The organism is Pseudomonas sp. Sample_21 (genome assembly GCF_004307525.1).
GTDB classification, from domain to species: domain Bacteria; phylum Pseudomonadota; class Gammaproteobacteria; order Pseudomonadales; family Pseudomonadaceae; genus Aquipseudomonas; species Aquipseudomonas atacamensis.
On sequence record NZ_RCNZ01000088.1, the window covers coordinates 137,992 to 160,158 of the forward strand.

At 57.4% G+C, this 22,167-nt stretch carries 23 protein-coding genes and 1 pseudogene; 16 read left to right on the forward strand and 8 right to left on the reverse strand.

Annotated elements, in window-relative coordinates; genetic code table 11:
* Positions 1-82 precede the first annotated feature (82 nt).
* Complete coding sequence (gene norR, locus D8U71_RS16265; RefSeq protein ID WP_130888207.1) at positions 83-1,645, reverse strand: nitric oxide reductase transcriptional regulator NorR; 1,563 nt, start codon at positions 1,643-1,645, stop codon at positions 83-85.
* Between the two features lie 163 nt (positions 1,646-1,808).
* On the opposite strand from norR, the gene hmpA reads away from it, so the two are divergent.
* Positions 1,809-2,990: an NO-inducible flavohemoprotein gene (hmpA, locus tag D8U71_RS16270; protein ID WP_130888208.1), complete on the forward strand. Its 1,182-nt coding sequence runs from the start codon at positions 1,809-1,811 to the stop codon at positions 2,988-2,990.
* Positions 2,991-3,213: 223 nt separating this feature from the next.
* On the forward strand, positions 3,214-3,723 hold the full coding sequence (locus tag D8U71_RS16275; RefSeq protein ID WP_122507825.1) for a disulfide bond formation protein B: 510 nt from the start codon (positions 3,214-3,216) through the stop codon (positions 3,721-3,723).
* 141 nt (positions 3,724-3,864) lie between these two features.
* On the opposite strand, the gene D8U71_RS16280 is transcribed toward D8U71_RS16275, so the two are convergent.
* Positions 3,865-4,200 carry a hypothetical protein gene (locus tag D8U71_RS16280; protein ID WP_130888209.1) on the reverse strand — a complete coding sequence of 112 codons (336 nt, stop codon included), beginning with the start codon at positions 4,198-4,200 and terminating at the stop codon, positions 3,865-3,867.
* Between the two features lie 350 nt (positions 4,201-4,550).
* Between D8U71_RS16280 and cyoA the strand changes: the two genes are divergently transcribed.
* The 8 genes from cyoA (at position 4,551) to D8U71_RS16325 (ending at position 10,835) form a co-directional block, all read left to right on the forward strand.
* Positions 4,551-5,492 (forward strand): ubiquinol oxidase subunit II, encoded by a 942-nt coding sequence (gene cyoA, locus D8U71_RS16290; RefSeq protein WP_024014231.1) that lies wholly within the window; start codon positions 4,551-4,553, stop codon positions 5,490-5,492.
* Positions 5,493-5,495: 3 nt separating this feature from the next.
* Positions 5,496-7,526, forward strand: a complete 2,031-nt coding sequence (gene cyoB / locus D8U71_RS16295; RefSeq protein WP_016773302.1) for a cytochrome o ubiquinol oxidase subunit I — start codon at positions 5,496-5,498, stop codon at positions 7,524-7,526.
* Positions 7,527-7,529: 3 nt separating this feature from the next.
* Entirely contained in the window at positions 7,530-8,153 is a 624-nt protein-coding gene (cyoC, locus tag D8U71_RS16300; protein WP_024014230.1) for a cytochrome o ubiquinol oxidase subunit III, read from the forward strand.
* Positions 8,153-8,488, forward strand: a complete 336-nt coding sequence (gene cyoD, locus D8U71_RS16305) for a cytochrome o ubiquinol oxidase subunit IV (RefSeq protein ID WP_011335842.1) — start codon at positions 8,153-8,155, stop codon at positions 8,486-8,488. The genes cyoC and cyoD overlap by 1 nt, the downstream gene beginning before the upstream one ends.
* Positions 8,489-8,498: 10 nt before the next feature.
* Positions 8,499-9,386 (forward strand): heme o synthase, encoded by an 888-nt coding sequence (gene cyoE, locus D8U71_RS16310; protein ID WP_016773305.1) that lies wholly within the window; start codon positions 8,499-8,501, stop codon positions 9,384-9,386.
* Between the two features lie 115 nt (positions 9,387-9,501).
* Positions 9,502-9,846, forward strand: coding sequence for a toxin (locus D8U71_RS16315; protein ID WP_130888210.1), 345 nt, complete (start codon positions 9,502-9,504; stop codon positions 9,844-9,846).
* The gene (locus D8U71_RS16320) at positions 9,843-10,157 is read left to right on the forward strand and encodes a helix-turn-helix domain-containing protein (RefSeq protein ID WP_041479944.1); all 315 of its coding nucleotides are present in this window, start codon (positions 9,843-9,845) and stop codon (positions 10,155-10,157) included. The genes D8U71_RS16315 and D8U71_RS16320 overlap by 4 nt, the downstream gene beginning before the upstream one ends.
* 186 nt (positions 10,158-10,343) lie before the next feature.
* The gene (locus tag D8U71_RS16325) at positions 10,344-10,835 is read left to right on the forward strand and encodes a RidA family protein (RefSeq protein WP_016773306.1); all 492 of its coding nucleotides are present in this window, start codon (positions 10,344-10,346) and stop codon (positions 10,833-10,835) included.
* Positions 10,836-10,908: 73 nt separating this feature from the next.
* On the opposite strand, the gene D8U71_RS16330 is transcribed toward D8U71_RS16325, so the two are convergent.
* Together D8U71_RS16330 and D8U71_RS16335 are read right to left on the reverse strand one after the other, a co-directional pair.
* On the reverse strand, positions 10,909-11,610 hold the full coding sequence (locus tag D8U71_RS16330) for a hypothetical protein (protein WP_130888211.1): 702 nt from the start codon (positions 11,608-11,610) through the stop codon (positions 10,909-10,911).
* A gap of 134 nt (positions 11,611-11,744) precedes the next feature.
* The gene (locus tag D8U71_RS16335) at positions 11,745-12,671 is read right to left on the reverse strand and encodes a LysR family transcriptional regulator (RefSeq protein ID WP_016773308.1); all 927 of its coding nucleotides are present in this window, start codon (positions 12,669-12,671) and stop codon (positions 11,745-11,747) included.
* Positions 12,672-12,773: 102 nt separating this feature from the next.
* On the opposite strand from D8U71_RS16335, the gene D8U71_RS16340 reads away from it, so the two are divergent.
* Positions 12,774-13,955, forward strand: coding sequence for an aspartate aminotransferase family protein (locus D8U71_RS16340; protein WP_130888212.1), 1,182 nt, complete (start codon positions 12,774-12,776; stop codon positions 13,953-13,955).
* Between the two features lie 361 nt (positions 13,956-14,316).
* Here the strand turns inward: D8U71_RS16340 and D8U71_RS16350 are convergent, their stop codons facing one another.
* The 3 genes from D8U71_RS16350 to D8U71_RS16360 all read right to left on the reverse strand — a co-directional run bounded on the left by D8U71_RS16350 (position 14,317) and on the right by D8U71_RS16360 (position 17,507).
* Positions 14,317-16,236 carry an alkaline phosphatase D family protein gene (locus D8U71_RS16350; protein WP_130888213.1) on the reverse strand — a complete coding sequence of 640 codons (1,920 nt, stop codon included), beginning with the start codon at positions 16,234-16,236 and terminating at the stop codon, positions 14,317-14,319.
* Positions 16,237-16,306: 70 nt separating this feature from the next.
* On the reverse strand, positions 16,307-17,041 hold the full coding sequence (locus D8U71_RS16355) for a hypothetical protein (RefSeq protein ID WP_071173532.1): 735 nt from the start codon (positions 17,039-17,041) through the stop codon (positions 16,307-16,309).
* A 100-nt stretch (positions 17,042-17,141) separates the two neighbouring features.
* Positions 17,142-17,507: a hypothetical protein gene (locus D8U71_RS16360; RefSeq protein ID WP_130888214.1), complete on the reverse strand. Its 366-nt coding sequence runs from the start codon at positions 17,505-17,507 to the stop codon at positions 17,142-17,144.
* 115 nt (positions 17,508-17,622) lie between these two features.
* Between D8U71_RS16360 and D8U71_RS16365 the strand changes: the two genes are divergently transcribed.
* Positions 17,623-18,372, forward strand: coding sequence for a hypothetical protein (locus tag D8U71_RS16365; RefSeq protein ID WP_110603665.1), 750 nt, complete (start codon positions 17,623-17,625; stop codon positions 18,370-18,372).
* A 35-nt stretch (positions 18,373-18,407) separates the two neighbouring features.
* Here the strand turns inward: D8U71_RS16365 and D8U71_RS16370 are convergent, their stop codons facing one another.
* Positions 18,408-18,737: a hypothetical protein gene (locus tag D8U71_RS16370; RefSeq protein ID WP_130888215.1), complete on the reverse strand. Its 330-nt coding sequence runs from the start codon at positions 18,735-18,737 to the stop codon at positions 18,408-18,410.
* A 221-nt stretch (positions 18,738-18,958) separates the two neighbouring features.
* Here D8U71_RS16370 and D8U71_RS16375 point away from each other — a divergent pair, with 221 nt between their 5' ends.
* The 4 genes and pseudogenes from D8U71_RS16375 (at position 18,959) to D8U71_RS16390 (ending at position 21,638) form a co-directional block, all read left to right on the forward strand.
* Positions 18,959-19,177: a DUF6429 family protein gene (locus tag D8U71_RS16375; protein WP_232245565.1), complete on the forward strand. Its 219-nt coding sequence runs from the start codon at positions 18,959-18,961 to the stop codon at positions 19,175-19,177.
* Positions 19,178-19,377: 200 nt separating this feature from the next.
* Positions 19,378-19,497: pseudogene (locus D8U71_RS16380) on the forward strand (PAAR domain-containing protein); the annotation flags it as partial.
* A gap of 67 nt (positions 19,498-19,564) precedes the next feature.
* Positions 19,565-19,921: a hypothetical protein gene (locus tag D8U71_RS16385; RefSeq protein WP_122611845.1), complete on the forward strand. Its 357-nt coding sequence runs from the start codon at positions 19,565-19,567 to the stop codon at positions 19,919-19,921.
* Between the two features lie 433 nt (positions 19,922-20,354).
* Entirely contained in the window at positions 20,355-21,638 is a 1,284-nt protein-coding gene (locus D8U71_RS16390; protein ID WP_241664235.1) for a hypothetical protein, read from the forward strand.
* Positions 21,639-22,167: the final 529 nt, after the last annotated feature.

Consider the following 22,167-nt stretch of genomic DNA (forward strand, 5'->3'; position numbering starts at 1 on the left):
ACGTCAGTGGAATTCTTCAATATCCCCCAATCAGTCCCCTCTCCCTCTGGGAGAGGGCTAGGGCTAGGGTGAGGGTGTGCTTTTAGCTCTTCATGCCTAGTCGTTTGGCCATCCGCCCCAGATTCGCCCGATCCACCCCCAACTCCCGGGCCGCACTCGCCCAGTTATCCTGATGACGCTCCAGCGCTGCACTGATCAGCCGCCGCTGAAACTCATCGGTGGCAGTGCGCAGATCCCCGCTGATCATCGGCAGCACGTTGACCAAGTCGGCACTGGCAGGCGCAACCACTTTATCCACAACCTCACGCGGCAAATCCAGATCCGCCGCGCTCAGACTCAGAATCTTCGGCCGCACTTTGCAGTTACCCAGCGCTTTTAGCGCACTGCGCCCGATCAAGTGCTCCAGTTCGCGCACATTGCCCGGCCAGGTGTAGGCGAGCAGCGCTTCCTGAGCATCACTGTTCAAACGCAGGCTATTGAGGCCCATGCGCGAGCGGTTCTGCTCGAGAAAGAAGCCACTGAGCAGCAACACGTCGCGCCCGCGATCGCGCAGGGCCGGCACCCGCAGCGGGTACACGCTCAAGCGGTGATAGAAGTCGGCACGGTAGCGACCGCTGCGCACTTCTTCGGCCAGATCACGATTGGTCGCGGCAATCAGACGCACGTCGACCTGGTGCTCTTTGTCCGAGCCCAGGCGCTGCAATTGACCGCTCTGCAATACGCGCAGCAACTTGGCCTGGACCGTCAGCGACAGCTCGCCGACTTCATCAAGAAACAGCGTGCCGCCATTGGCCAGTTCGAACTTGCCGCGCCGGTCGCTGGTGGCGCCGGTGAAGGCGCCGCGCACGTGGCCGAACAGTTCGCTTTCCACCAGCGTGTCGGGGAGGGCGGCGCAGTTGAGGCTGATGATCGGTTTGTCGGCGCGCGCGGAGGCGGCGTGGATGGCTTGGGCCACGAGCTCTTTGCCGACCCCGGTTTCGCCGGTGATCAGAACAGTCAGATCACTGCCGCCGACCAGATTGATTTCTTCCACCAAACGTTTATGCGCCTTGCTCTGGCCGATCATTTCGCGGTGCTGCTGACCGCTGGCCTGACGGTAGACCTCGGCGCGCTGATGTTCGTCTTCGGCGCGGGTGGCCAGACGTTCGATGCGTTCGGCCGCATTGACCGTGGCCGAGGCGAGGCTGGCGAAGGCTTGCAGGGCGTCGAGTTCGATCGGCTCGAAACGCTCCGGGTCCAGCGCGTCGAGGGTGATCAGGCCCCAGAGTTTTTCATCGACGAATAAAGGACAGCCGAGGCAGTCGTGAACTTCAAGATGATCGTCGAGGCCATCGACCAATCCGTCATAAGGATCGGGCAGGTCGCTGTCGGCAGCGAAGCGCGTCGGCCCGGCGCCGGCCAGCAGGATTTCAAAACGCGGATGCTCGCTGACCTTGAAGCGCCGGCCGAGGGTGTCGGTACTCAAGCCATCCACCGCCAGCGGCACCAATGATTCGCCATCCAGACGCAACAACGCGGCGGCATCGCAGGGCAACAAGGCGCGCATGGCCTCGAGCAAACGCCGGTAGCGCTCACCTTCGGGCAGTTCGCGGGAGAGGTCGGCGACCAGGGGCAGCAGGGCGGTAAGCAGGGATTTAGCGGTCATGGTTATGTAGTCAAAGAGACAAGGTGTAGTCGCGATGACTATACGTTCATTTGTGTCCAAATGACTAGGTAGGTTTCAAGCTGTTGAATTCAAAGGATTAATTAGTTGGCACGAAAGCTGATATCCCTGATGCAATCTTTCAAGAAAGCGCAGGAGTCACCTTATGCTTAGCGTCCAGGATCGTGCCATCATCAAATCCACCGTGCCTCTGCTGGAAAGCGGCGGCGAGGCGTTGATCACGCATTTCTACCGCATGATGCTCTCCGAATACCCGCAAGTGCGCCCGCTGTTCAACCAAGCGCATCAGGCCAGTGGCGATCAGCCGCGTGCCTTGGCCAACGGCGTGCTGATGTACGCCCGGCACATCGATCAGCTCGACCAGTTGGGCGATCTGGTGGCGAAGATCATCAACAAACACGTCGCCCTGCAGATTCTGCCGGAGCATTACCCGATCGTCGGCACCTGCCTGCTGCGCGCCATTTCCGAAGTGCTCGGCGAAGAGATCGCCACGCCTGAGGTGATGAGTGCCTGGGGCGCTGCGTACGGGCAACTGGCCGACATCCTGATCGGCGCGGAAACCGCGATCTATGACCAGAAGGAGCAAGCCGTCGGCGGCTGGCGCGGTGCGCGGGAATTCATCGTTGCGGCGAAGGTGCAAGAGAGCGCCGAAATCACCTCGTTCTACTTCGAACCGGCGGACAAAGGGCCGATTCTTGCGGCCGAACCGGGTCAGTACATCGGCATGAAGCTGATCCTCGACGGCGAAGAAATCCGTCGTAACTATTCGCTGTCGGCACTGGCCAACAATGGTCAGTACCGCATCAGCGTCAAGCGTGAACCGAATGGTCGCGCGTCCAACTACCTGCATGATCAACTGCACGTCGGCGCGAGCATCCAACTGTTCCCGCCGTCGGGCGAATTCACCCTGGCGGCCAGCGACAAACCACTGGTGCTGATCAGTGGCGGCGTCGGCATCACCCCGACGCTGGCGATGCTGGAAGCAGCGCTGGCCACCGAACGTCCGGTGCACTTTATCCACTGCGCGCGCAATGGCAGCGTCCACGCATTCCGTGACTGGGTCGATGCGCTGGCGGCGCGTCATCCGCAACTCAAGCGCTTCTATTGCTACGCCGAAGAAGATGGGATCAGCCCGGCGGCGGACAAGGTTGGCCTGCTCAGCGAAGAACTGCTCGGCCAGTGGCTGCCGGCGCAGCGTGATGTCGATGCGTACTTCTTGGGACCGAAGGGGTTCATGGGCGCGATCAAGCGGCATCTGAAAGCGTTGGGCGTGCCGGAGAAACAGAGCCGTTACGAGTTCTTCGGCCCGGCTGCTGCTCTGGAGTGATCCGAGACCGAGTTGTCTCGTTCGCGAGCAGGCTCGCTCCCACCGGATTTGCGTTCGACGCAGTTCCATTGTGGGAGCGAGCCTGCTCGCGAATCTTCTGCGCGCCGCAAAAGCCATGTTGGTTAATCATTCCTTAACCGCTCTATCGTTTATTGCCCCGGTGTAGACTTGCGACAATTTCAGCCGCCGGCCGGCTGGACCATGGACTTACAAAGGAAAGGCAATGAGCGAGGAAACGATGCGGTTGGGGCGTGAGCGGCGCTATCTGGTGTTGCTGGGGATCATCTGCCTGGCATTGATCGGCGGCGCACTTTACATGCAGGTCGTGCTAGGGGAAGCACCTTGCCCTCTGTGCATCCTGCAGCGCTATGCACTGTTGCTGATTGCACTGTTCGCCTTCATTGGCGCGGGCATGCGCAGCCGTCGCAGCATCACCGTGTTCGAGACGCTGGTGGTGATCTGTGCGATCGCCGGGGCTGGTGTGGCCGGGCATCACGTCTATACGCAGTTCTATCCGGCGGTGAGCTGTGGCGTCGATGTGCTGCAGCCGATTGTCGATGATCTGCCGCTGGCAAAGATTTTCCCGCTGGGCTTTCAGGTTGACGGTTTCTGCTCGACGCCGTATCCGCCGATCCTCGGTCTGTCGCTGGCGCAATGGGCGCTGGTGGCCTTCGTGCTGGTGGTCATTCTGGTGCCTCTGCTGACTTCGCGTAATCGAAAAGCGCTGCACTGATTCAACTTCTCGGCAGAGCTGCCGATAAACAAAACGCCCCGATTTTCGCTGCTGAAAATCGGGGCGTTTTGCATTTCAGAGCGTTTGTGAAAACACCGTGACGAACGGCAATGAAGCGTGCGGCAAATGTGCGACATGTTGTCACACAGGGGCTGTCGCAGGGACTCGGGATGCGGCGGATTGGCCGCCTGTTACATAAAAACATTGGCCAGCTTCAGCGTTTTCGGGCTTGAGCACGGACGTACCAGAGCAGGCAGTTTTAACAGGCGCCGGCAGATGGGCGAAGCCCTTGGAACATCGGGCTTTGCGCCGCTCCAGCGTTTGTAGATCGGGTGCAGAGCTGTCTGATTTGAGGCGGTTACGCTGGCAGATTTTGCCGCTTTTATTGAGAAGCGCTTTCGATAACTTGCGCAACTTTTGCAAAAATGGCGATGGATTGTTGCTCTGAGTGATAAAAATTATTTCGGGATAAGACATGGTGTATAGGGCGCTACCTATCTACAATCGCCCGCACTGAATTCCCGACGCTGTTCAGCCTTTATCAAGGAACTGATCAGGAGGTCGGGTGTCGAGCGAGCCGCGAGGTTTTCGAGACACCCTGGTGTCGGTGCCTTTCCAATTTTCCGCACCAAATGGAATTGGTCTGTAACAAGGCCTTTGACCACGAATTCGAATAAGAACTGAACGCTGTCCCAAGGTTTTGTCGAGCGTGAGACGCGCGACGGGCGGCCCTTATTCAATCCAAAGAAAATGCCAACCCTTGGCAGGGTGAAGTGTTGGCGATCAAAACCCAACTGCATTGCGCAAGCTGCTTTAGAGGTCGTGAGATGAGTAAAAACAGGTACCCCAGATTACTAGGCCTAGTGCCGCTGCTCGGCACGTTGTTGCTGGGAGGCTGCAACATGACCTTGCTCAATCCAACGGGCCAGGTCGGCCTGGAACAGCGCAACCTGATCATCACCGCCACGCTGCTGATGCTGTTGGTCGTCGTGCCGGTCATCGTCATGACCTTCCTGTTTGCCTGGAAGTACCGCGCTTCGAACAAGAACGCGGTCTACACGCCGAAGTGGTCGCACTCGACCAAGATCGAAGTGGCCGTATGGACCATCCCGGTGCTGATCATCATCGCCCTGGGCTACATCACTTACATCTCGACTCACGAGCTGGACCCGTATCGTCCGATCGAGTCTGACGTCAAGCCGGTGACCATCGAAGTCGTCGCGCTGGACTGGAAGTGGCTGTTCATCTACCCGGAACAAGGCATTGCCACGGTCAACAAGATCGTGTTCCCGGCGCACACGCCAATCAACTTCAAGATCACCTCCGATGCCGTGATGAACTCGTTCTTCATCCCGGGCCTGGGCGGCCAGATCTACGCGATGGCGGGCATGCAGACCAAGCTGCACCTGATCGCTGACCGCAACGCTGAAATGGACGGTATCTCCGCCAACTACAGCGGTGCCGGTTTCACCGGTATGAAATTCAAGGCTATCTCCACTACTCAGGAAGATTTCGACGCCTGGGTAAGTGAAGTCAAGAAGTCGCCTAAACAGCTTGATCAGGCTGAATACGCGGCCCTGGCCAAACCGAGCCAGAACAACCCAGTCGAACTCTACTCGTCGGTCACGCCGAACCAGTTCCAGATCATCGTCGACAAGTACGAAGGTATGAAGCCGGGCAAGCCGCTGAAGCACGAGAAGAAAGAGAAAGAAGTGGCGGCCACGGATATTGACGCGGGTTCGCATTCAGCTGCCGGGGCAGAGGAGTAAACGATGTTTGGTAAATTAAGTTGGGAAGCAGTCCCATTCCACGAGCCGATCGTGATGGTGACCATCGCCATGATCGCCCTCGGTGGTCTGGCGCTGTTCGCTGCGATCACTTACTTCAAGAAGTGGACGTACCTGTGGACTGAGTGGCTGACTTCGGTCGACCACAAGAAAATCGGCGTGATGTACATCATCGTCGCCATGGTCATGCTGCTGCGCGGCTTTGCCGACGCGATCATGATGCGTACCCAGCTGGCCATGGCCACCGAGGGTTCGCCTGGCTACCTGCCACCTGAACACTATGACCAGATCTTCACCGCTCACGGTGTGATCATGATCATCTTCATGGCGATGCCATTCTTCACCGGCCTGATGAACCTTGCAGTGCCGCTGCAGATCGGCGCGCGTGACGTTGCGTTCCCGTTCCTGAACTCCCTGAGCTTCTGGCTGCTGGTGTCCGGCGTTGTGCTGATCAACCTGTCGCTGGGTATCGGTGAATTCGCCAAGACCGGTTGGGTTGCGTATCCGCCGCTGTCGGGTCTGCAATACAGCCCTGGCGTGGGTATGGATTACTACATCTGGGCGCTACAGCTATCCGGATTGGGTACGACGTTAACCGGGGTCAACTTCCTCGCGACCGTACTGAAAATGCGTACCCCTGGCATGAAACTGATGGACATGCCGATCTTCACCTGGACCTGCACCTGGGCAAACGTTCTGATCGTGGCTTCGTTCCCGATCCTGACCGCTACCCTGGCACTGCTGACCCTTGACCGTTACATGGATTTCCACATTTTCACCAATGAACTTGGTGGCAATCCGATGATGTACGTCAACCTGTTCTGGGCGTGGGGCCACCCTGAGGTTTACATCCTGATCCTGCCGGCCTTCGGCATCTTCTCGGAAGTGATCTCGGCCTTCACCGGCAAGAAACTGTTCGGCCACCACTCGATGATCTACGCCTCGGGCGCGATCTCGGTACTGGGCTTCATGGTCTGGCTGCACCACTTCTTCACCATGGGTTCGGGTGCAAGCGTCAACGCCTTCTTCGGTCTGGCGACGATGCTGATTTCCATCCCGACGGGTGTGAAGCTGTTCAACTGGCTGTTCACCATCTACCAGGGCCGTCTGCGCTTCACCAGCCAGGTCATGTGGACTCTGGGCTTCATGGTGACCTTCGCCATCGGCGGCATGACCGGCGTACTGCTGGCCATCCCGGGTGCTGACTTCGTGCTGCACAACAGCCTGTTCGTGATCGCGCACTTCCACAACGTGATCATCGGCGGTGCGGTATTCGGTTACATCGCTGGCTTCGCGTTCTACTTCCCGAAAGCGTTCGGCTTCAAGCTGCACGAAGGCTGGGGTAAAGCAGCGTTCTGGTTCTGGATCTCGGGCTTCTTCGTCGCGTTCATGCCGCTCTATGCACTGGGCTTCATGGGCATGACCCGTCGTCTGAACGCCACCACCAACCCTGAGTGGGTACCGTACCTGTACGTTGCCATGTTCGGTGCGGTGATGATCGCTGTCGGTATCGCCTGCCAACTGATCCAGCTGTACGTCAGTGTGCGTGACCGCAACAAGCCAGAGAACGTTTGCGATCACGGTGACCCGTGGAATGCACACACCCTGGAATGGTCGACCTCGTCGCCACCACCGTTCTACAACTTCGCTGTGCTGCCTAAGGCTGACTGCATCGACCCGTTCACCGAAGCCAAGGAAAACGGTACTGCGTACCAGCGTCCGGCCAAGTACGAGCCGATCCACATGCCGAACAACACCGCCACTGGCGTGGTGATGGGCGCGCTGTTGACCGTCTTCGGTTTCGCGATGATCTGGCACATCTGGTGGCTGGCGATCGCGAGCCTGGTGGGCACCGTCGTTTACTTCGTGATCCACGCTGCACGTGACGACCAGGGCTATATGGTTCCGGTTGAAACGATCGAGCGTATCGAAGCCGAGCAGCACAAGCGTCTGGTCGCGGCAGGGAAAATCCCGGCCAATGCCACCCGTGTTGAAACCTCGTTGGAACAGGCTTAAACCATGTCGAACTTAGTGACCAATGTTGGACACGCCCATGGTGACCATGGGCACGATGACCATCACCACGACTCGGGCGAGATGACCGTATACGGTTTCTGGCTCTACCTGATGACCGACTGCATTCTGTTTGCGTCGATCTTCGCGGTGTACGCAGTACTGGTAAACAACGTTGCCGGTGGCCCGTCGGGCCACGAGATCTTCGAACTGCCTTACGTGCTGGGCGAAACCGCTCTGCTGTTGTTCAGTTCGATCACCTACGGCTTCGCCATGCTGGCGTTGTACAAGGGCAAGAAGCAGGCGGTCCTGGGCTGGTTGTTCATGACCTTCCTGCTCGGCGCGGGCTTCATCGCCATGGAGATCAACGAGTTCCACCTGCTGATCTCCGAGGGCTTTGGTCCTAGCCGTTCGGGCTTCCTGTCGGCGTTCTTCACCCTGGTCGGTACCCACGGTCTGCACGTTTCGGCCGGTCTGATCTGGATGGGCATCATGATGTATCAGGTCAACAAGCATGGCCTGACGTCGACCAACAAGACCCGTCTGAGCTGCCTGAGCCTGTTCTGGCACTTCCTGGACGTGGTCTGGATCTGCGTCTTCACCGTTGTTTACCTGATGGGGACTCTGTAATGGCTAATGCACACTCCCATGACAGCCACGATGCTGGCCACGGCAGCGTCAAGTCGTACGCCATCGGCTTCATTCTCTCGGTAATCCTGACCGTCATTCCGTTCGGTCTGGTGATGTACCCGACCCTGCCGAAGTCGACGACGCTGGCAATCGTTCTGCTGTTCGCAGTGATCCAGGTGATCGTTCACCTGTATTACTTCCTGCACCTGGACCGTTCCATTGCACAGCGTAACAACGTGATCGCATTCGTCTTTACGGCGATCGTGATCGTGCTGCTGGTTGGCCTGTCGCTGTGGATCATGTTCAGCATCCACACGTACATGATGGCGAAGTGAGGTAGACCCGATGTCGCTCAAGCACTTTATCCAAATCACCAAACCGGGGATCATTTTCGGTAACGTGCTTTCTGTGGCAGGCGGGTTCTTCCTGGCCTCGAAAGGGCATGTCGATCTGGCGGTGTTTCTGGCCGCCATGATCGGTACGTCCCTGGTCGTGGCCTCCGGTTGCGTGTTCAACAACTGCATCGACCGCGACATCGACCTGAAGATGGAACGCACCAAGAACCGTGTGCTGGTCCAGGGCCTCATCTCCCTGAAACTGGCCCTGGTTTACGCGACCATTCTGGGTGTTCTCGGCGTTGCCTTGTTGTACAAGGTGGCCAACCCGTTGGCTGCCTTGTTCGCGGTAATCGGCTTCATCATCTACGTTGGCTTCTACAGCCTGTACCTCAAGCGCAAGTCGGTTCACGGCACGCTGGTGGGCAGTCTGTCGGGCGCCATGCCGCCAGTGATCGGTTACGTTGCCGTGACCAACAGCTTCGACATGGCCGCACTGACCCTGCTGGTGATGTTCAGCCTGTGGCAGATGCCGCATTCCTACGCCATCGCGATTTTCCGTTTCAACGATTACCTGGCCGCATCGATTCCGGTGCTGCCAGTGAAACGCGGCATTCAAGTGGCGAAGAAGCACATCCTGCTCTACATCCTGGCGTTCCTCGTGGCGACCTTGATGCTGACCTTCAGCGGCTACGCCGGCATGAGCTACCTCGCCGTTGCCGCCGCCATGGGCATGTACTGGCTGTACATGGCCTGGACCGGCTACAAGGCAGTCGATGACACCGTCTGGGCACGCAAGCTGTTCGTGTTCTCGATCTTCACCATCACTGCGTTGAGCGTCATGATGTCCCTGGACTTCAAGGTGCCGACAGAGCTGTTGCTGACGTACGCGCCGTAAGGTTTGCAAGCTTCAGGAAAAACCCCGCACGTTGAGAGATGTGCGGGGTTTTTTGTTTATTCGAGCAGCAATTTGTTGATAGGCTACCTATAGTCAAGCTGCTTATAGTTTGACTATGCGAACAATCTTTTTTGAAACCACGATATTTACCACAAGCGTTGGCCGCTATCTGACGGACGACGAATATCGAACAATGCAGAACTACCTTCAGAGCAATCCGCTTGCGGGCGATGTAATGCCTCGAACGGGTGGCTTCCGTAAGCTGCGCTGGGCTGATTCTCGCCGTGGCAAGGGAAGACGGGGCGGCTTGCGGGTTCTCTACTATTGGCTTATGAATGATGGTCAGTTCTGGATGTTCGCCATTTACGACAAAGATGAGGTTGAGAAGCTGACTGCCGAGCAGGAGAGGGCACTCAGGACAGCCATTGATAAAGAGTTGAAAAAACGAGGTACCCCATGAAAAAACGCGACCTGTTTGCAGAGTTAATGCAGGGCGTTGATGAGATGGCGGCTCAACGCGAGGGCAAGATCACACTGCGCAATACAGTGCTTGAGGACAAGCCTGTACCTGAAGTGGGCGCACAGGAAATTGTGGCTCTTCGAGAAAAACTGCATATGTCTCAAGCTGTTTTTGCCAGTCGAATCAGGACAAGTCCAAACACCCTTCGAAATTGGGAGCAGGAAAAGTCGAAGCCCAATGCTCAAGCAGCCTTATTGATACGACTGGTTGAAAAATTTCCAGATATGGTTGAGCGCTTGAACACTGTTTGAGCGCCGCTGAAGATCAGCTTGTGGTCCGGGGCATCCGAAGGTTTGGGGCTTTTTGTTCCATCTACGCTGGTTGCACAACTTACGCAAACACCCTAGATTTGGATCCAACCCCGACAGTAGTAGCTCCACGCCATCCCCCGGTGGTCGACTGTCCTAACCCGTGCATTGATCAGAAGGCTGGGCGCAATGACCGAACGGATGACCTGCGATGAGCGCTTTATCGCCCTGGCTGAAGAACTCAACTACGACATCTATGGCGAGAACACCGCCGGTGGCAATTACGCGCCGCTGATCCGTCATCACGATGAGCTGTACATCAGCGGTATGGTGCCGCGGGTCAATGGCAAGATCCTGTATCCCGGTCGCGTGGGGCTGGAATTGAACCTCAAGGATGCGCAAGCAGCGGCGAGCATCAGCGCCATGCGTTGCCTGGCGCTGATCGTCGATGCGGTGGGTTCGCTGGACAAGATTCGCGCGTTGTTGCGGGTCACGGTGTATGTGAAGTCGACTGCTGACTTTGTCGACCTGAGCGAAGTGGCCAACGGCGCTTCGGACGTGTTCAGCCATGTGCTGGGCGATGCCGGACGGCATACACGTACGACCATCGGCGTCTATCAGTTGCCGAAGAATGCGGCGATTGAAGTGGACATGATTGCCGCGTTGCATCCTTCGGCTTGAGGTTATCCCCGCCTCAAGCAAAAAGCCCCGCCTGATCACTCAGCGCGGGGCTTTTTGGCAAGCGCTTGGCAGATTACTGCGCCGCGATGCTGTACCCATCAAACGCAGTCTGCTGCTGCAGCGCGGTGATGATGTTCTTGCGGTTCACCGCCTGTTCCGTACCGGCGTTATCGACGAAGGTTTCGCTCTCCAGCTCGGCTTCATCGCCTTCACCCACGAAGGTGAAACCGAGGAATTCCAGCGCCTCACGATCAACGTTCAGACGCGAACGCGGGGTGCGCATTGGCAGGGTCACGCTGGCGCCGTCCTTGCTGATGGTGAAGACTTCCACTTCTTTCTTCTTCGCAGCTTTGCTCTTGCCGCCGCTCGGATTGCTGATCGCCTGATGGGTCTGATTCAGCACCTTCAGCGCCAGGCCATAGACGATTTCCTGAAATGCCGGATCGTCCTTGAAGCTGGACAGAATGCGTCCGATCGAGAACTTGCTGCTCAGGTCTTCCAGCGCGGCGATGTCGGCTGCCTCGGCGTCTTTCAGGCGCTTGAGTTCGCCCATCAGTTCGTACGCCTTGTCGTCATCAAAGCTGTCATGCGCCTGACGGATCGCCGCACGCAATTCGCGGATCTGGTCGCTTTCGCGGGTCGACTGGAACGCGTCCAGGACCATCTCGCTGATGATTTTGGCTTGTGGCAGGTGTTGTGAAAGATTGATGGAGTTTTCGTATTCCGCTTTGGACGACTGGGTGACTACGGATTCAGCGGTGTTGAAATCGGACATTGAAATTTCACTACTTTTTAACTTGAGTTGAGGCGAGAAAGCACGAGGTCTTTTTCAGGCCGACTAATTTAGGGGAGCGGGGCGGCGTTGTCACGGAGCAACGGTCTGGTGGTCGGGATTTTTCCCGGCGTGCGTTATTTTCCGAGCATGGCGTCAGCGGGTTTCCCCCAAGTACGCATCGCAAACTCGACAAAGCGTCTCAGCTTCGGCAATCGATAGCGATCCTGCGCATACAACAGATGCATCGGCCTGCTTGGCGGTTGGTAGTCCGTCATTACCCTGACCAGTTTGCCGTCGCGCAGATCCTGTTCCACCAGCGCGTCGGGCAGCATCATGATGCCCATGCCGTTGCGCGCTGCCTGGTGCAAACCGGCGGAGCTGTTGATCAGCATCGGTCCGCTGACGTCGACGAGGACTTCGCCTTCCGGACCGCTCAGACGCCAGCGTTTTTCCACCGATTGCCAGTCATCCCCAGCCGGGTAGGCGAAGGACAGGCAATCGTGTTGCTGCAAATCCTGTGGCGTATGCGGCATGCCGCGCCGCGCGATGTAATCAGGGGAAGCGCAGACGGTCAGGGTGTAGTCGATCAAGGGCCGGGCGATCAGGTTGGATTGGTCGAAATTGCCCAGGCGGAATGCGACATCGAGGCCGTTCTCCAGCAGATCCGGACGGCTGTTGGTCAGCACCACGTCGAGCTTCACTTGCGGATAGAGCAAGGAGTATTCGCTGAGAGCCGGGGTCAGTCGTTCGACGCCGAAGGTCAGCGGCGCGGTGATACGCAGCAAGCCGCGCGGCTCGTCCGACGCTTGTTCGGCAAGGCGTTCGGAGTCGGCCACCAGGCCGAGCACTTCCAGGCAGCGCTGATAATAGACGCTGCCGAATTCGGTCAGGCGCTGGCGGCGCGTAGTGCGTTGCAGCAGTTGCACGCCGAGCCGTTGCTCCAGCGCGCGCAGATGATTGCCCACCATCGTCGTCGACATTTCACACTTCGCAGCGGCGGCCGTCATGCTCCCGGTTTCGACCACTTTGACGTAGACGCCCATCGACTGAAACAAATCCATTATCAAGCCCGGCTTTTAAATGATTGAAGTTTTTCCGAGTTTATCCAGCTCAGGTGGCTAACCATACTGCAAAAACACCGACCCGCAATGGAGTTTCACGTCATGACCGCCGCCCTGATGAACACCTACCAACCCCTGGCCCTGAGTTTCACCAAGGGCCTGGGCACGCGGCTGTGGGATCAGGCGGGGCGCGAATATCTGGATGCCGTTGCCGGTGTGGCAGTGACCAATGTCGGGCACTCGCATCCGCGCATCGTCGCGGCGATCAGCGAGCAAGCGGGGCTGCTGCTGCACACCTCCAACCTGTACAGCATCGACTGGCAACAACAACTGGCCAAGCGGCTGACTGTGTTGTCGGGGATGGAGCGCGCGTTCTTCAACAACTCCGGCGCCGAAGCGAACGAGACGGCACTGAAACTGGCGCGCCTGTACGGCTGGCGCAAAGGCATCGAGCAGCCGCTGGTGGTGGTCATGGCGAACGCTTTCCATGGCCGCACCCTCGGCACGCTGTCTGCCAGCGATGGCCCGGCAGTGCGCCTGGGATTCAACGAACTGCCAGGGGACTTCGTCAAAGTGCCGTTCGGCGATCTCCCGGCGCTGGAGCAAATACAGCGCAAACACGGCGCGCGCATCGTGGCGATTCTGGTCGAACCGATCCAGGGCGAAAGCGGCGTACAAGTCGCACCGCCGGGTTATCTCAAGGCCCTGCGCGACCTGTGCAATCGCCACGCGTGGCTGCTGATGCTCGATGAAATCCAGACCGGCATCGGCCGCACCGGGCAGTGGTTCGCCTGTCAACACGAAGGCATCGTGCCCGACGTCATGACTTTGGCCAAGGGCTTGGGCAATGGCGTGCCGATCGGCGCCTGCCTGGCCCGTGGCCGCGCGGCCGACCTGTTCACCCCGGGCAGCCACGGCAGCACTTTCGGCGGCAATCCGCTGGCCTGCCGGGTCGGCTGCACGGTGCTGGACATCATCGAAGAACAAGGTTTGCTGGAGAATGCGCGGGTGCAGGGCGCACGGCTGCTGGAACGCTTGCGCGCCGAATTGGCAGACAACCCGAACGTGCTGGCAATCCGGGGGCAGGGCCTGATGATCGGCATCGAGCTGAAACAACCGGTGCGCGACCTGACGCTGATCGCCGCACGGGATCACGGCTTGTTGATCAACGTGACTCGTGGCAAGACCATCAGGTTGCTGCCGCCGCTGACGATTGATGAGCGCGAGGTGGGGATGATTGTCAGAGGGGTTGGACGCGCGTTGTCGTCAGCCCCATCGTTCTAATCACTGCTGCGGTGTGTCTGGTAAGGGTAGTGAGTTGGCCGTCCGCAAAAGTGACTCATAATCAGCCAGACCTATCATTACAACCGGTTCGGCACTGCGCTTGGTAATCAGCAACGGTTCGCGGTCATTAGTTACTTGGTCCATCGATAAGGCCAAGTGGGCTGTGGCTTTGCTGCAGGTGGTGGTTTGCATGATGTAGCCCTGCGAGTGGTCGGTACACAGTGAGGTCGACTGTTATTGCGCCCAGTATCACTCAAGCACTTCGGAGACGTTTCCGAGAGGCTTGTAATCCTTATCAGCGGTAATTGTCAGCAGGTGGAGTGCCCATTGCAGGTACTCCACCAATGCTCAGAGTCTGGCCTCAATGCAGCCCGTCCCCCAACTCCGGCGCCAGCATCCTCGTCTTTTCCGCCCCATTCGAGTTGTGCTGAACAATCTCGCTCGGCTGCCCCTGTTCATTGAAAAACACCTGTCCGATCCCCGCCGAATTCCACAGCCGTTCCCCGGCCTCGGCATGTTCCGGCGTATACGGGACGATGCGCATCAAGCGGCGTTTGGTGAACCAGTTCAATGGCGAGCGCGGTGAGTAGAGCCAGCGGTTGAGGCGGTCGAACCATTCCAGCAGGGTCGGCGGGAACTCGTTCTTGATGCCGCTGCTGGTGATCTGCCAGATCCGGGGGCCGGCCTTGCGGTGGCGAATCAGGACTTCGTAGACGAAGGAATAATGCACATCGCCGGACAGCACCACGTAGTTCCCCGGTGTGCGCGAGTGTCGGAAAATGTTCAGGATCACCTGCGCCGCGCCGCGATGGGCCATCCAGTTTTCCGCGTCGACCAGCAGCGGATAACCGCACCAGCTGAACACTTTCTGCACGGTTTCAATCAGCTTCACGCCGAAGATCGGTGCCGGCGACACGATGATTGCCGACGGGTGATCGAGCAGTTCCTGTTGCAGTTCGCTCAAGGCTTCCCAGTCGAGCAGGCCCGACGGTTGCTTGAGCGCCATCTCGCTGCGCCAGCGCCGGGTGCGCGTGTCGATCACCACCAGTGCCGGAGTGCTCGGCAATACGAAATGCCACTGCTGAAAACGCAGCAACTGATCAATCAGATTGTCCTGCACTGGCATGTCCAGATAGCCGTCATCACCGCTGGCGCTAAGTTGCGCGGTCTGCTCCAGCATTCCTTTAAAAGCGTCCGGATTGTTGCCCCAGCCCTGACACAACAAATAGGCAATCAGCGCATTGCCAATGATGCGCTTGGAGAACGGATGGCCGTAGGCGGTTTCCTCCCATTGCGCAGAAAGATTCCAGTCATCGGTGATGTCGTGATCATCGAAAATCATCAGGCTCGGCAGATGCGCCAGCGCCCGCGCGACATTGCCCAGGCCCGCCTTGAAAGCATCGATGCGCGTCTGCTCGAGGTTGTAGCGCTTGCGGCGTTCAGGCGTCAGCGTCGGCGCGCTCGGATTGATCAGCGACCACGGCGTCGGCGACCACACCAGCATATACATGGCCATGACTTCGGCGAACGTCACCAGGTGATTGTCGGCACTGCTGCTGGTGAAAATCGGCTTACGCGCGCCACCGAAAAATCGCTCGCGCAAGGTCTCGTTGCTCTCCAGCGCCGGTAACAAATCCGCACGGTGGTAGTAGCTGGCCGGGTGCTCATAGAGCTTGGCGCTGTCGCTGACCACGGCACCGTCAAGGTGCTCATCGAACAGACCCAGACGCTCGATCAAGGCATGAATCGCCCGCAGCATCGGCCCGGCGACGTCGTCGGCATAGACCTGATCACCGCTCATCATCAGCAACGCCGGACGTCGTTGCGCATCGGCTTCGTCGGCCAGCAATTGATCGACGCAGAGCAAACCATCGGTTGCCGGATGATGCGGCTTGCGGCAGGAACCGTGGAGCAATTGATCGATCCGCGAACGCACGACGAGGTTCGCGCAGGTAGCGCCGGGGTAAAGCAGATGAGGCGCCCACTCAGCCATACCGATGGCGTCATCGATCAGCAGGTCGTAATCGATAAACGTGTCGCAGGGCAGGGCGCATTCAAGTTGAACGTCTATCAGATGCACGAACGCATGACGGCCTACGGCAATGACCGTGCATTTCTCCGAGTCGAGCGGGATATCTCCTACACCCTGCAGGCGCAAGGTCAGCGCCAGTTCACGCGAGCCCACCAGCCACAGCACCACGCGCGTCGGCTCCAGCCGCCGCAGCAACGGGCCGGCCAGGACAGGAGGCAGCGAGATCAGGTTATCGGGTGTTGGAAACATTGAGGATAAGTTCAAGGCGCACAGGCCGGCGATGATAGCGCAGCCGGCGCCTTGATCCCTTAAATCAGCCTTAAGAGTCGGCTTTTTGCAGTTTCAGCGCCAGCAAACGCCATTCCCCAGCCGTCGCATCAACCCGTGGCAATTCTTGCACGGAGCAATCAAAACGGTAGGTGACATCGTCGCCATTCATGTTGCGCGCAGTGACGCTGTTGCTGAAGCTGTAGACCTGATCCTTGTAGCGATGGCTGACCAGCGCTTTGCTGTCGGCAAAACGCGCCGAAGCGGGATAACGCAGGGTGCTGGTGACAAACGGGCTGCACATGACATACGCGATCATCGACTTGTCGGCCTGTGCGTCGCCGCGCAATTTCTTGTTCAGCGCGGCCAGGGCCATGCGACCCTCGTAGTCGCTCTGATTCAGCACCGTTTGTACCGCCATTGATTTCGGCGCTCGGCTGACGTTATTCGGCAACAGTGCGGAGTCCGGCGGGGAAGGCTTGTCATCCGCTTCGATGGCAGCAAAAACCGGCGCATCTTTCAGTTCAGTGGCGGGCGTGACTGCCTCGGCTTCAGGCAACACAGAGGTCGACTCGACGACTGGCGTGTTTTGCGCCTGCGCCTCGTGATCGAACGACGAAGGAAACAGCGAAAAGGTGATCGACAACATCACCAGCCCGACAATGAACCCACCCGCCGCGCCAACGATGTTGCCGTAGAAAATATTCCAGCTGCCGCGGTTCTTCACCACCCAGCGCCACATGAAACCCCAGACAGCAACGAACGCCAGAAAACGCAGAAACTCCATTTGATCCTTTCCTTACCTTTCAACAATCCAAGCGCGGCGCGAGACGATCAGCAAGCCCCGACGATGCGCGGCAAGATAGCAAAATAGACGCGCCGTCCGGCTACGGTTGCGGAAAATAATTCGCCGCCAGAAAAATCAACGTGACCATGCCTGCGGCAACGCCACAGGCGCCCGCGAGCAGTTGACGTGCAACCGGATGCGCTGGCTGACGACGCTTGGCGATCCACAACCACACACCCGCCAGAACGCCCGCGCTGGTCATGAACACCACCAGGCTGTTATGCAGTCCCGGCGCTGCCATGGTGGTGCCGAACAGCCCGTCGTAAAGCAGCGCGAAGACAATGCCCGCGACCACAGCGCTGCCCGCTCCGGCAAGGTTTGCCAACAACAGATTCCAATGCCCGCGCTGTCGCACCACCCAGAACCACATTGCAGCCATGACTACCAAACACAACACAGCATCCATCGGATTTCTTTCCTGGCTACGAGACAGAGGCGGCAACGTGCTCGCCTGTAGAGAGTGGACGGCACGATAGCAAAATAGTAGCGTCCAGCCATGCCTTCTCTGTAATGGACTACCCATGTTTTCCACAACCCGTTTGCTGCAACTGCTCGGCGCTCTCACCCTTGCCGTCTCCATTACCCCAGCCTTCTGCTTCGCGAAAGAACACCCGCAAGCCAGCTGGGATTACTACCTCGCCAATTGCCAGCGGATGCAGGAGACAATCGCCGACGTCCAGAGCGGTCGCGTCTCTGCTGCCTATGCAGCCACGTCGGGCCTGCAAGACAGCCTCGCCTCCATGAACGAGCGCCGCCTCAACCTGCTACCGCAACACCTCGACTCCAGCGAGTACGCTCACTGCGAAAACGTCGCCGCCCACGCCGAGGCAACCCTGGCCCAAGGCAAAGCCGAGTTCGCCGCGCAAATGCAACGGGGTGTGGAGGAGGGCCGTATTGCGCACCAGAACTCCCCCGCCTACCAACGCGCCCGTTCCCTCGGCTACAGCGACGTCGGCGACATCTCCTTCCTGAAACTGCACGAAGACACCGACGGCGAAGCCCGCCTGAAAACCATGCTCATCACCGTCGACGAAATCTGCGGCCAGTACTTCCGCGCCACGCAATACGTGAAGCCCTATGTGATCTACACGGTTCGCCCGTCGGATGGCGGCTGTGGCGAAGTGAAGCGTGTGGCGATAGTTGGCGGAGGGCAACCAGAGAAGGGCGACTACATTGATCCCAATGGCGAATTTCAATACATGGGCTGGAAAAAACTGGTTGGCGCTGACGGCTTCCCAACGGATATTCGGGTGCTGAAGGCGCGTCGCTGATCGGACGAGATAGCGGCATGGCTGTAGCGCGCCACTCAAAGAATGTCGCGCAGATACCCCTTCAGCGCGAGCAGCGGCTGACCCAGCTGCTCCACCGACCGCGCCTGAGCCAACTCCACCGACAACTTGCGCAACTCCCGCCCCAACGGCTTCTCGACCCCGCCCAAAGCATCCAGCGCCAGATTCAGGCATTCGTTCATCTTGAACTGGATGGCCTCGACATCGCCGCGTTTCACCAGTAACTCGAAAACGTCTTTCTGATAATCGCCCATGACCATGTCATCGCGCAGGATCGGGCTCAGGCCTTCTTCTTCGTAGGCAAGTTTGAGGGAGAAGAGGGCGACGGTTTCCAGTGAGGTTTCCATGGGGATGTCTGTCAGTGAAGTGGAAGGCTTGAAACCAATGCGCGAAAGGCCAGAGGAGGTTTGCCGTGCGGGCGTGATTATACGGGCGGGGATCGCAGTCGAGGCAACCAGCAATCGGGCATCTAAAACCTACAAGCTCGCGCAGCATTGACATCCACTTTGATACGACGCTTTGATTACAAACACTGAACATCAGCGGAGTGACCATCATGGAATACGACATGAAACTGATCGACGACGCCGTCCTTGCTCTTCTGGCAGCTTATAGCTCCGACGACGGCAATGCGTGGAAGGGCTATGACTTCGAGATCATGAACCGCTTGCACGAGCAGGGTTTGATCAGTAATCCGGTGAACAGGAACAAGTCGATATGGTTGACGGAGGAAGGGTTGGAGCGGGGGCGGGAGATTGCTGAGCGGATGTTTGCAGTCAAGGAGTAGGGAGGAGCCGCGTCCCATTCTGAAACTTGAGTTGATGGCAAGGTAGAAAACGCCAGCGAAGTACCAACCGCGTTAACCGGAGAAACAGGTAGCGCGGTCTGGTGAACAAGCACTTTTTTGAATGATCGGATGCGGCCGTCCAGGCTGAATTTCGTGATAGGTTTACCTCTCGAAAAGGATTTTTTTGACAGGAGTCATCCATGGCTAACCCAGCCGCTCGTAAAAGCGATCCCTCCAGCTGTCCTGTTCCAGGGCACGGAACGAACCCCATCGCGACAGGTTCGCCTGACGTTTTCTTCGATGGTTTGCCCGCAGCTCGCCTGCCGGTGGTATTGCAGGCGAAGCGGTAGCGAGTTCATTGGATGAAGAGTTAGAGGAGCTCACACATTGGGATATCTTCTGACCGAGCCACAATTGACAAAAGTTAGAGCCGCTCTTTCCGAGCCATTCAATGATTTTCCCGTGGAATATGATTATTTGGCGAATAAGGTGAGAGGTGTCGACCCTGAAATCCTTTACTCAATTCTTTATTCCGAGGTCGCGCCGGTGTGCTTTACCAATCTCGTTGCACCTGTGCCTCCGATATGGACGGGTTTCGACCCCGACATACTCAGAGAATCGATTGAGGAAAGGCTGGCAGCTAGAGAGCGAAACTGGTTTCGTCGCCAGTTCGATAAAGTGCTGGTTCGTTGGTTGAAGTACCACTACGCGTACATCTGGGAGGAAATCGAAAGTAGGCTTTGAGCTCGAACTAGCCGGGATCAGGCGATTATGACAGGGCGTTTGGCAAAACCTGCGGCACGTAACCGATCCGGCCAGTTCCCCAGCGTCAGGACATGGAGTCAGAGCAATTACTGCAGGTTCGATTGAGGTTTTTTGATGGGCTTGTTGCCCTAGACGGTTGGGCATTAGGCTAGCCGGTGGCGCGTTGGCCCCGGCGCCGCAAGAGTGAAAAGCTGGTTGCCCTGATTGTTTTGGAAAAAAGACAAATACAACCCTCCACTTTCCTCCAGACGAAAAAAAAGGCCCTGCTTTCGCAAGACCTTTTTCTCTGTGTTGGTGCCCGAGGGAGACTCGCTTCTGCCATATTCTACAAGGGTTTCAGCCGGGTTTTGAAATTAGGGATACACCTAGGGATACATAACGCACACTGCTTCGTTTGTACTCGACGTTGCTTGTGAGTCAAATCACGATTAGCTTCGATGGCAATTTGATCATACTGCAGGGCGCACTGATGAATCGTAGGGAAGTGAGAGATTATCTTTTTTGTGATGGGGACGCATCGAACTCCATGACAGCCCAAATCAACGGCGCTTGTGTTGAAGCAAGCAAGCTGCCTGAACGCCGTTTACTTGAGACTGATCCTGACGCGCTGGTTACTTACTTCGTAGAAAAGTACGACGTTGAAATACCTACGCTGCTTCGCGATGAAATCGTGGCGTCTCAGCATGAACGTCAAGTCGAGATCTACGATCATTGGGATAAGCAGGTCAGGCTGGTGCCCGGTGAAGCTTACGATTTTGAAGTCCCTTTCGTGGGGGAGGCGGATATTTTTAAACTGCGCCCCAACTCATTCGACATGTCACCTCCGAGAGCGCTGGTTCGAAAGCAGCACCTGGCCTTTACCATCTCGGATCGGTCACTAACGCCGGAAGCGATAAAGGCTGCGTTAGATTCGACCCTAGCTTCGATTGAAAAATATTTAGAATCACATCGCCGTCAGTGGGCAGGCTTCCACCAGCAATTGGCAAATGCGGTGAGAGCTGAGATCGATGCACGCCGCAGCAAGCTCCTTGCGCAAAAGGAAAATGCCTCGAAGCTCTCTGGCATGGGGATTCGCCTAAAAGAAAAGGAAGGAGATGCTCGTAGCTACATTCCTCCGACCGTAAAGCAAAAGGTAATCCCTCAGCTACCTCCAATGACTCCCGCCGTCGCTCCTGAGCCAACACTAGATTTGAAGCAATACGAAACGATCCTGGGCCTTGTGAGAGGTGCGGGTAGAAGTATCGAGCAAAGCTCATCGCGCACGCGAAAGCTAGATGAAGAATCGCTCAGAGATCTTTTCTTGGTACCCCTGAATGCCCATTTCGGAACTGCCACAGGAGAGGCATTCAACTATCAAGGTAAAACCGACGTGCTCATACGTCATGGCGAGGGCAACCTCTTTGTAGCCGAGTTCAAGATCTGGGGTGGGGACAAGCGTTTCCTGGCCACGATTGATCAGCTGCTGAGCTACCTCTCTTGGCGTGACACTAAGACAGCGATTGTGATGTTCAATCGGAATTCCAGCTTCACAGCGGTAGTTCAGAAGATGCGTGTGTTGATAAAGAGCCATCCTCGCTACGTGAGCGGCCCTTTAAACTTGGATGAAACCAGTGACCGTTATGTGTTTTCTTTGCCGCAGGATAATGAAAGAAGGGTGACCATCTCACTATTGGCATTCGATCTCGGTACCGATTGAGACTGACGCTTTTTGTTCGAAAGCTGCCGGGGACCCTGAGGCAATCCTCGCGGTACGGGGTCGGAAACCCGCGGGGCTTTGTTAGTGGAAGGTTTTCAAAGTTACTGAAATTTTAGTCATTGAAATCGAAAGAATTCTGCTGAAAAGAGGCCATCATTACCGCATTGGTAACGATGGCCTTTTGTGTTGATGATTATGGACACCTTGGGCCGTCAACCGGTCAACCAATGTAGAAAATTCAGCCACTACCAAGATCGCGCGGGTTTTGTGCCCCGTGTCATTCAGAAATGCTCAGGGTCCCCGGCGACCTCATCATCTTGTGCAATTGCACTGGTGAACTGTGTGTTCACCCGGTTCACCTGTTCACTAAGCTGGGTACCTGTCCGCTAACAAAGTCCGGCGGGTTTCCGACCCCGTATGAGCAAGAACTCCTCAGGGCCCCCCACATCTCGAATTTCGCTGAACGTATCATGATCAGGGGATGGGGTAGCGTGCATTAATCGCCTGTTACAAGAGTTACAGGCGTTAC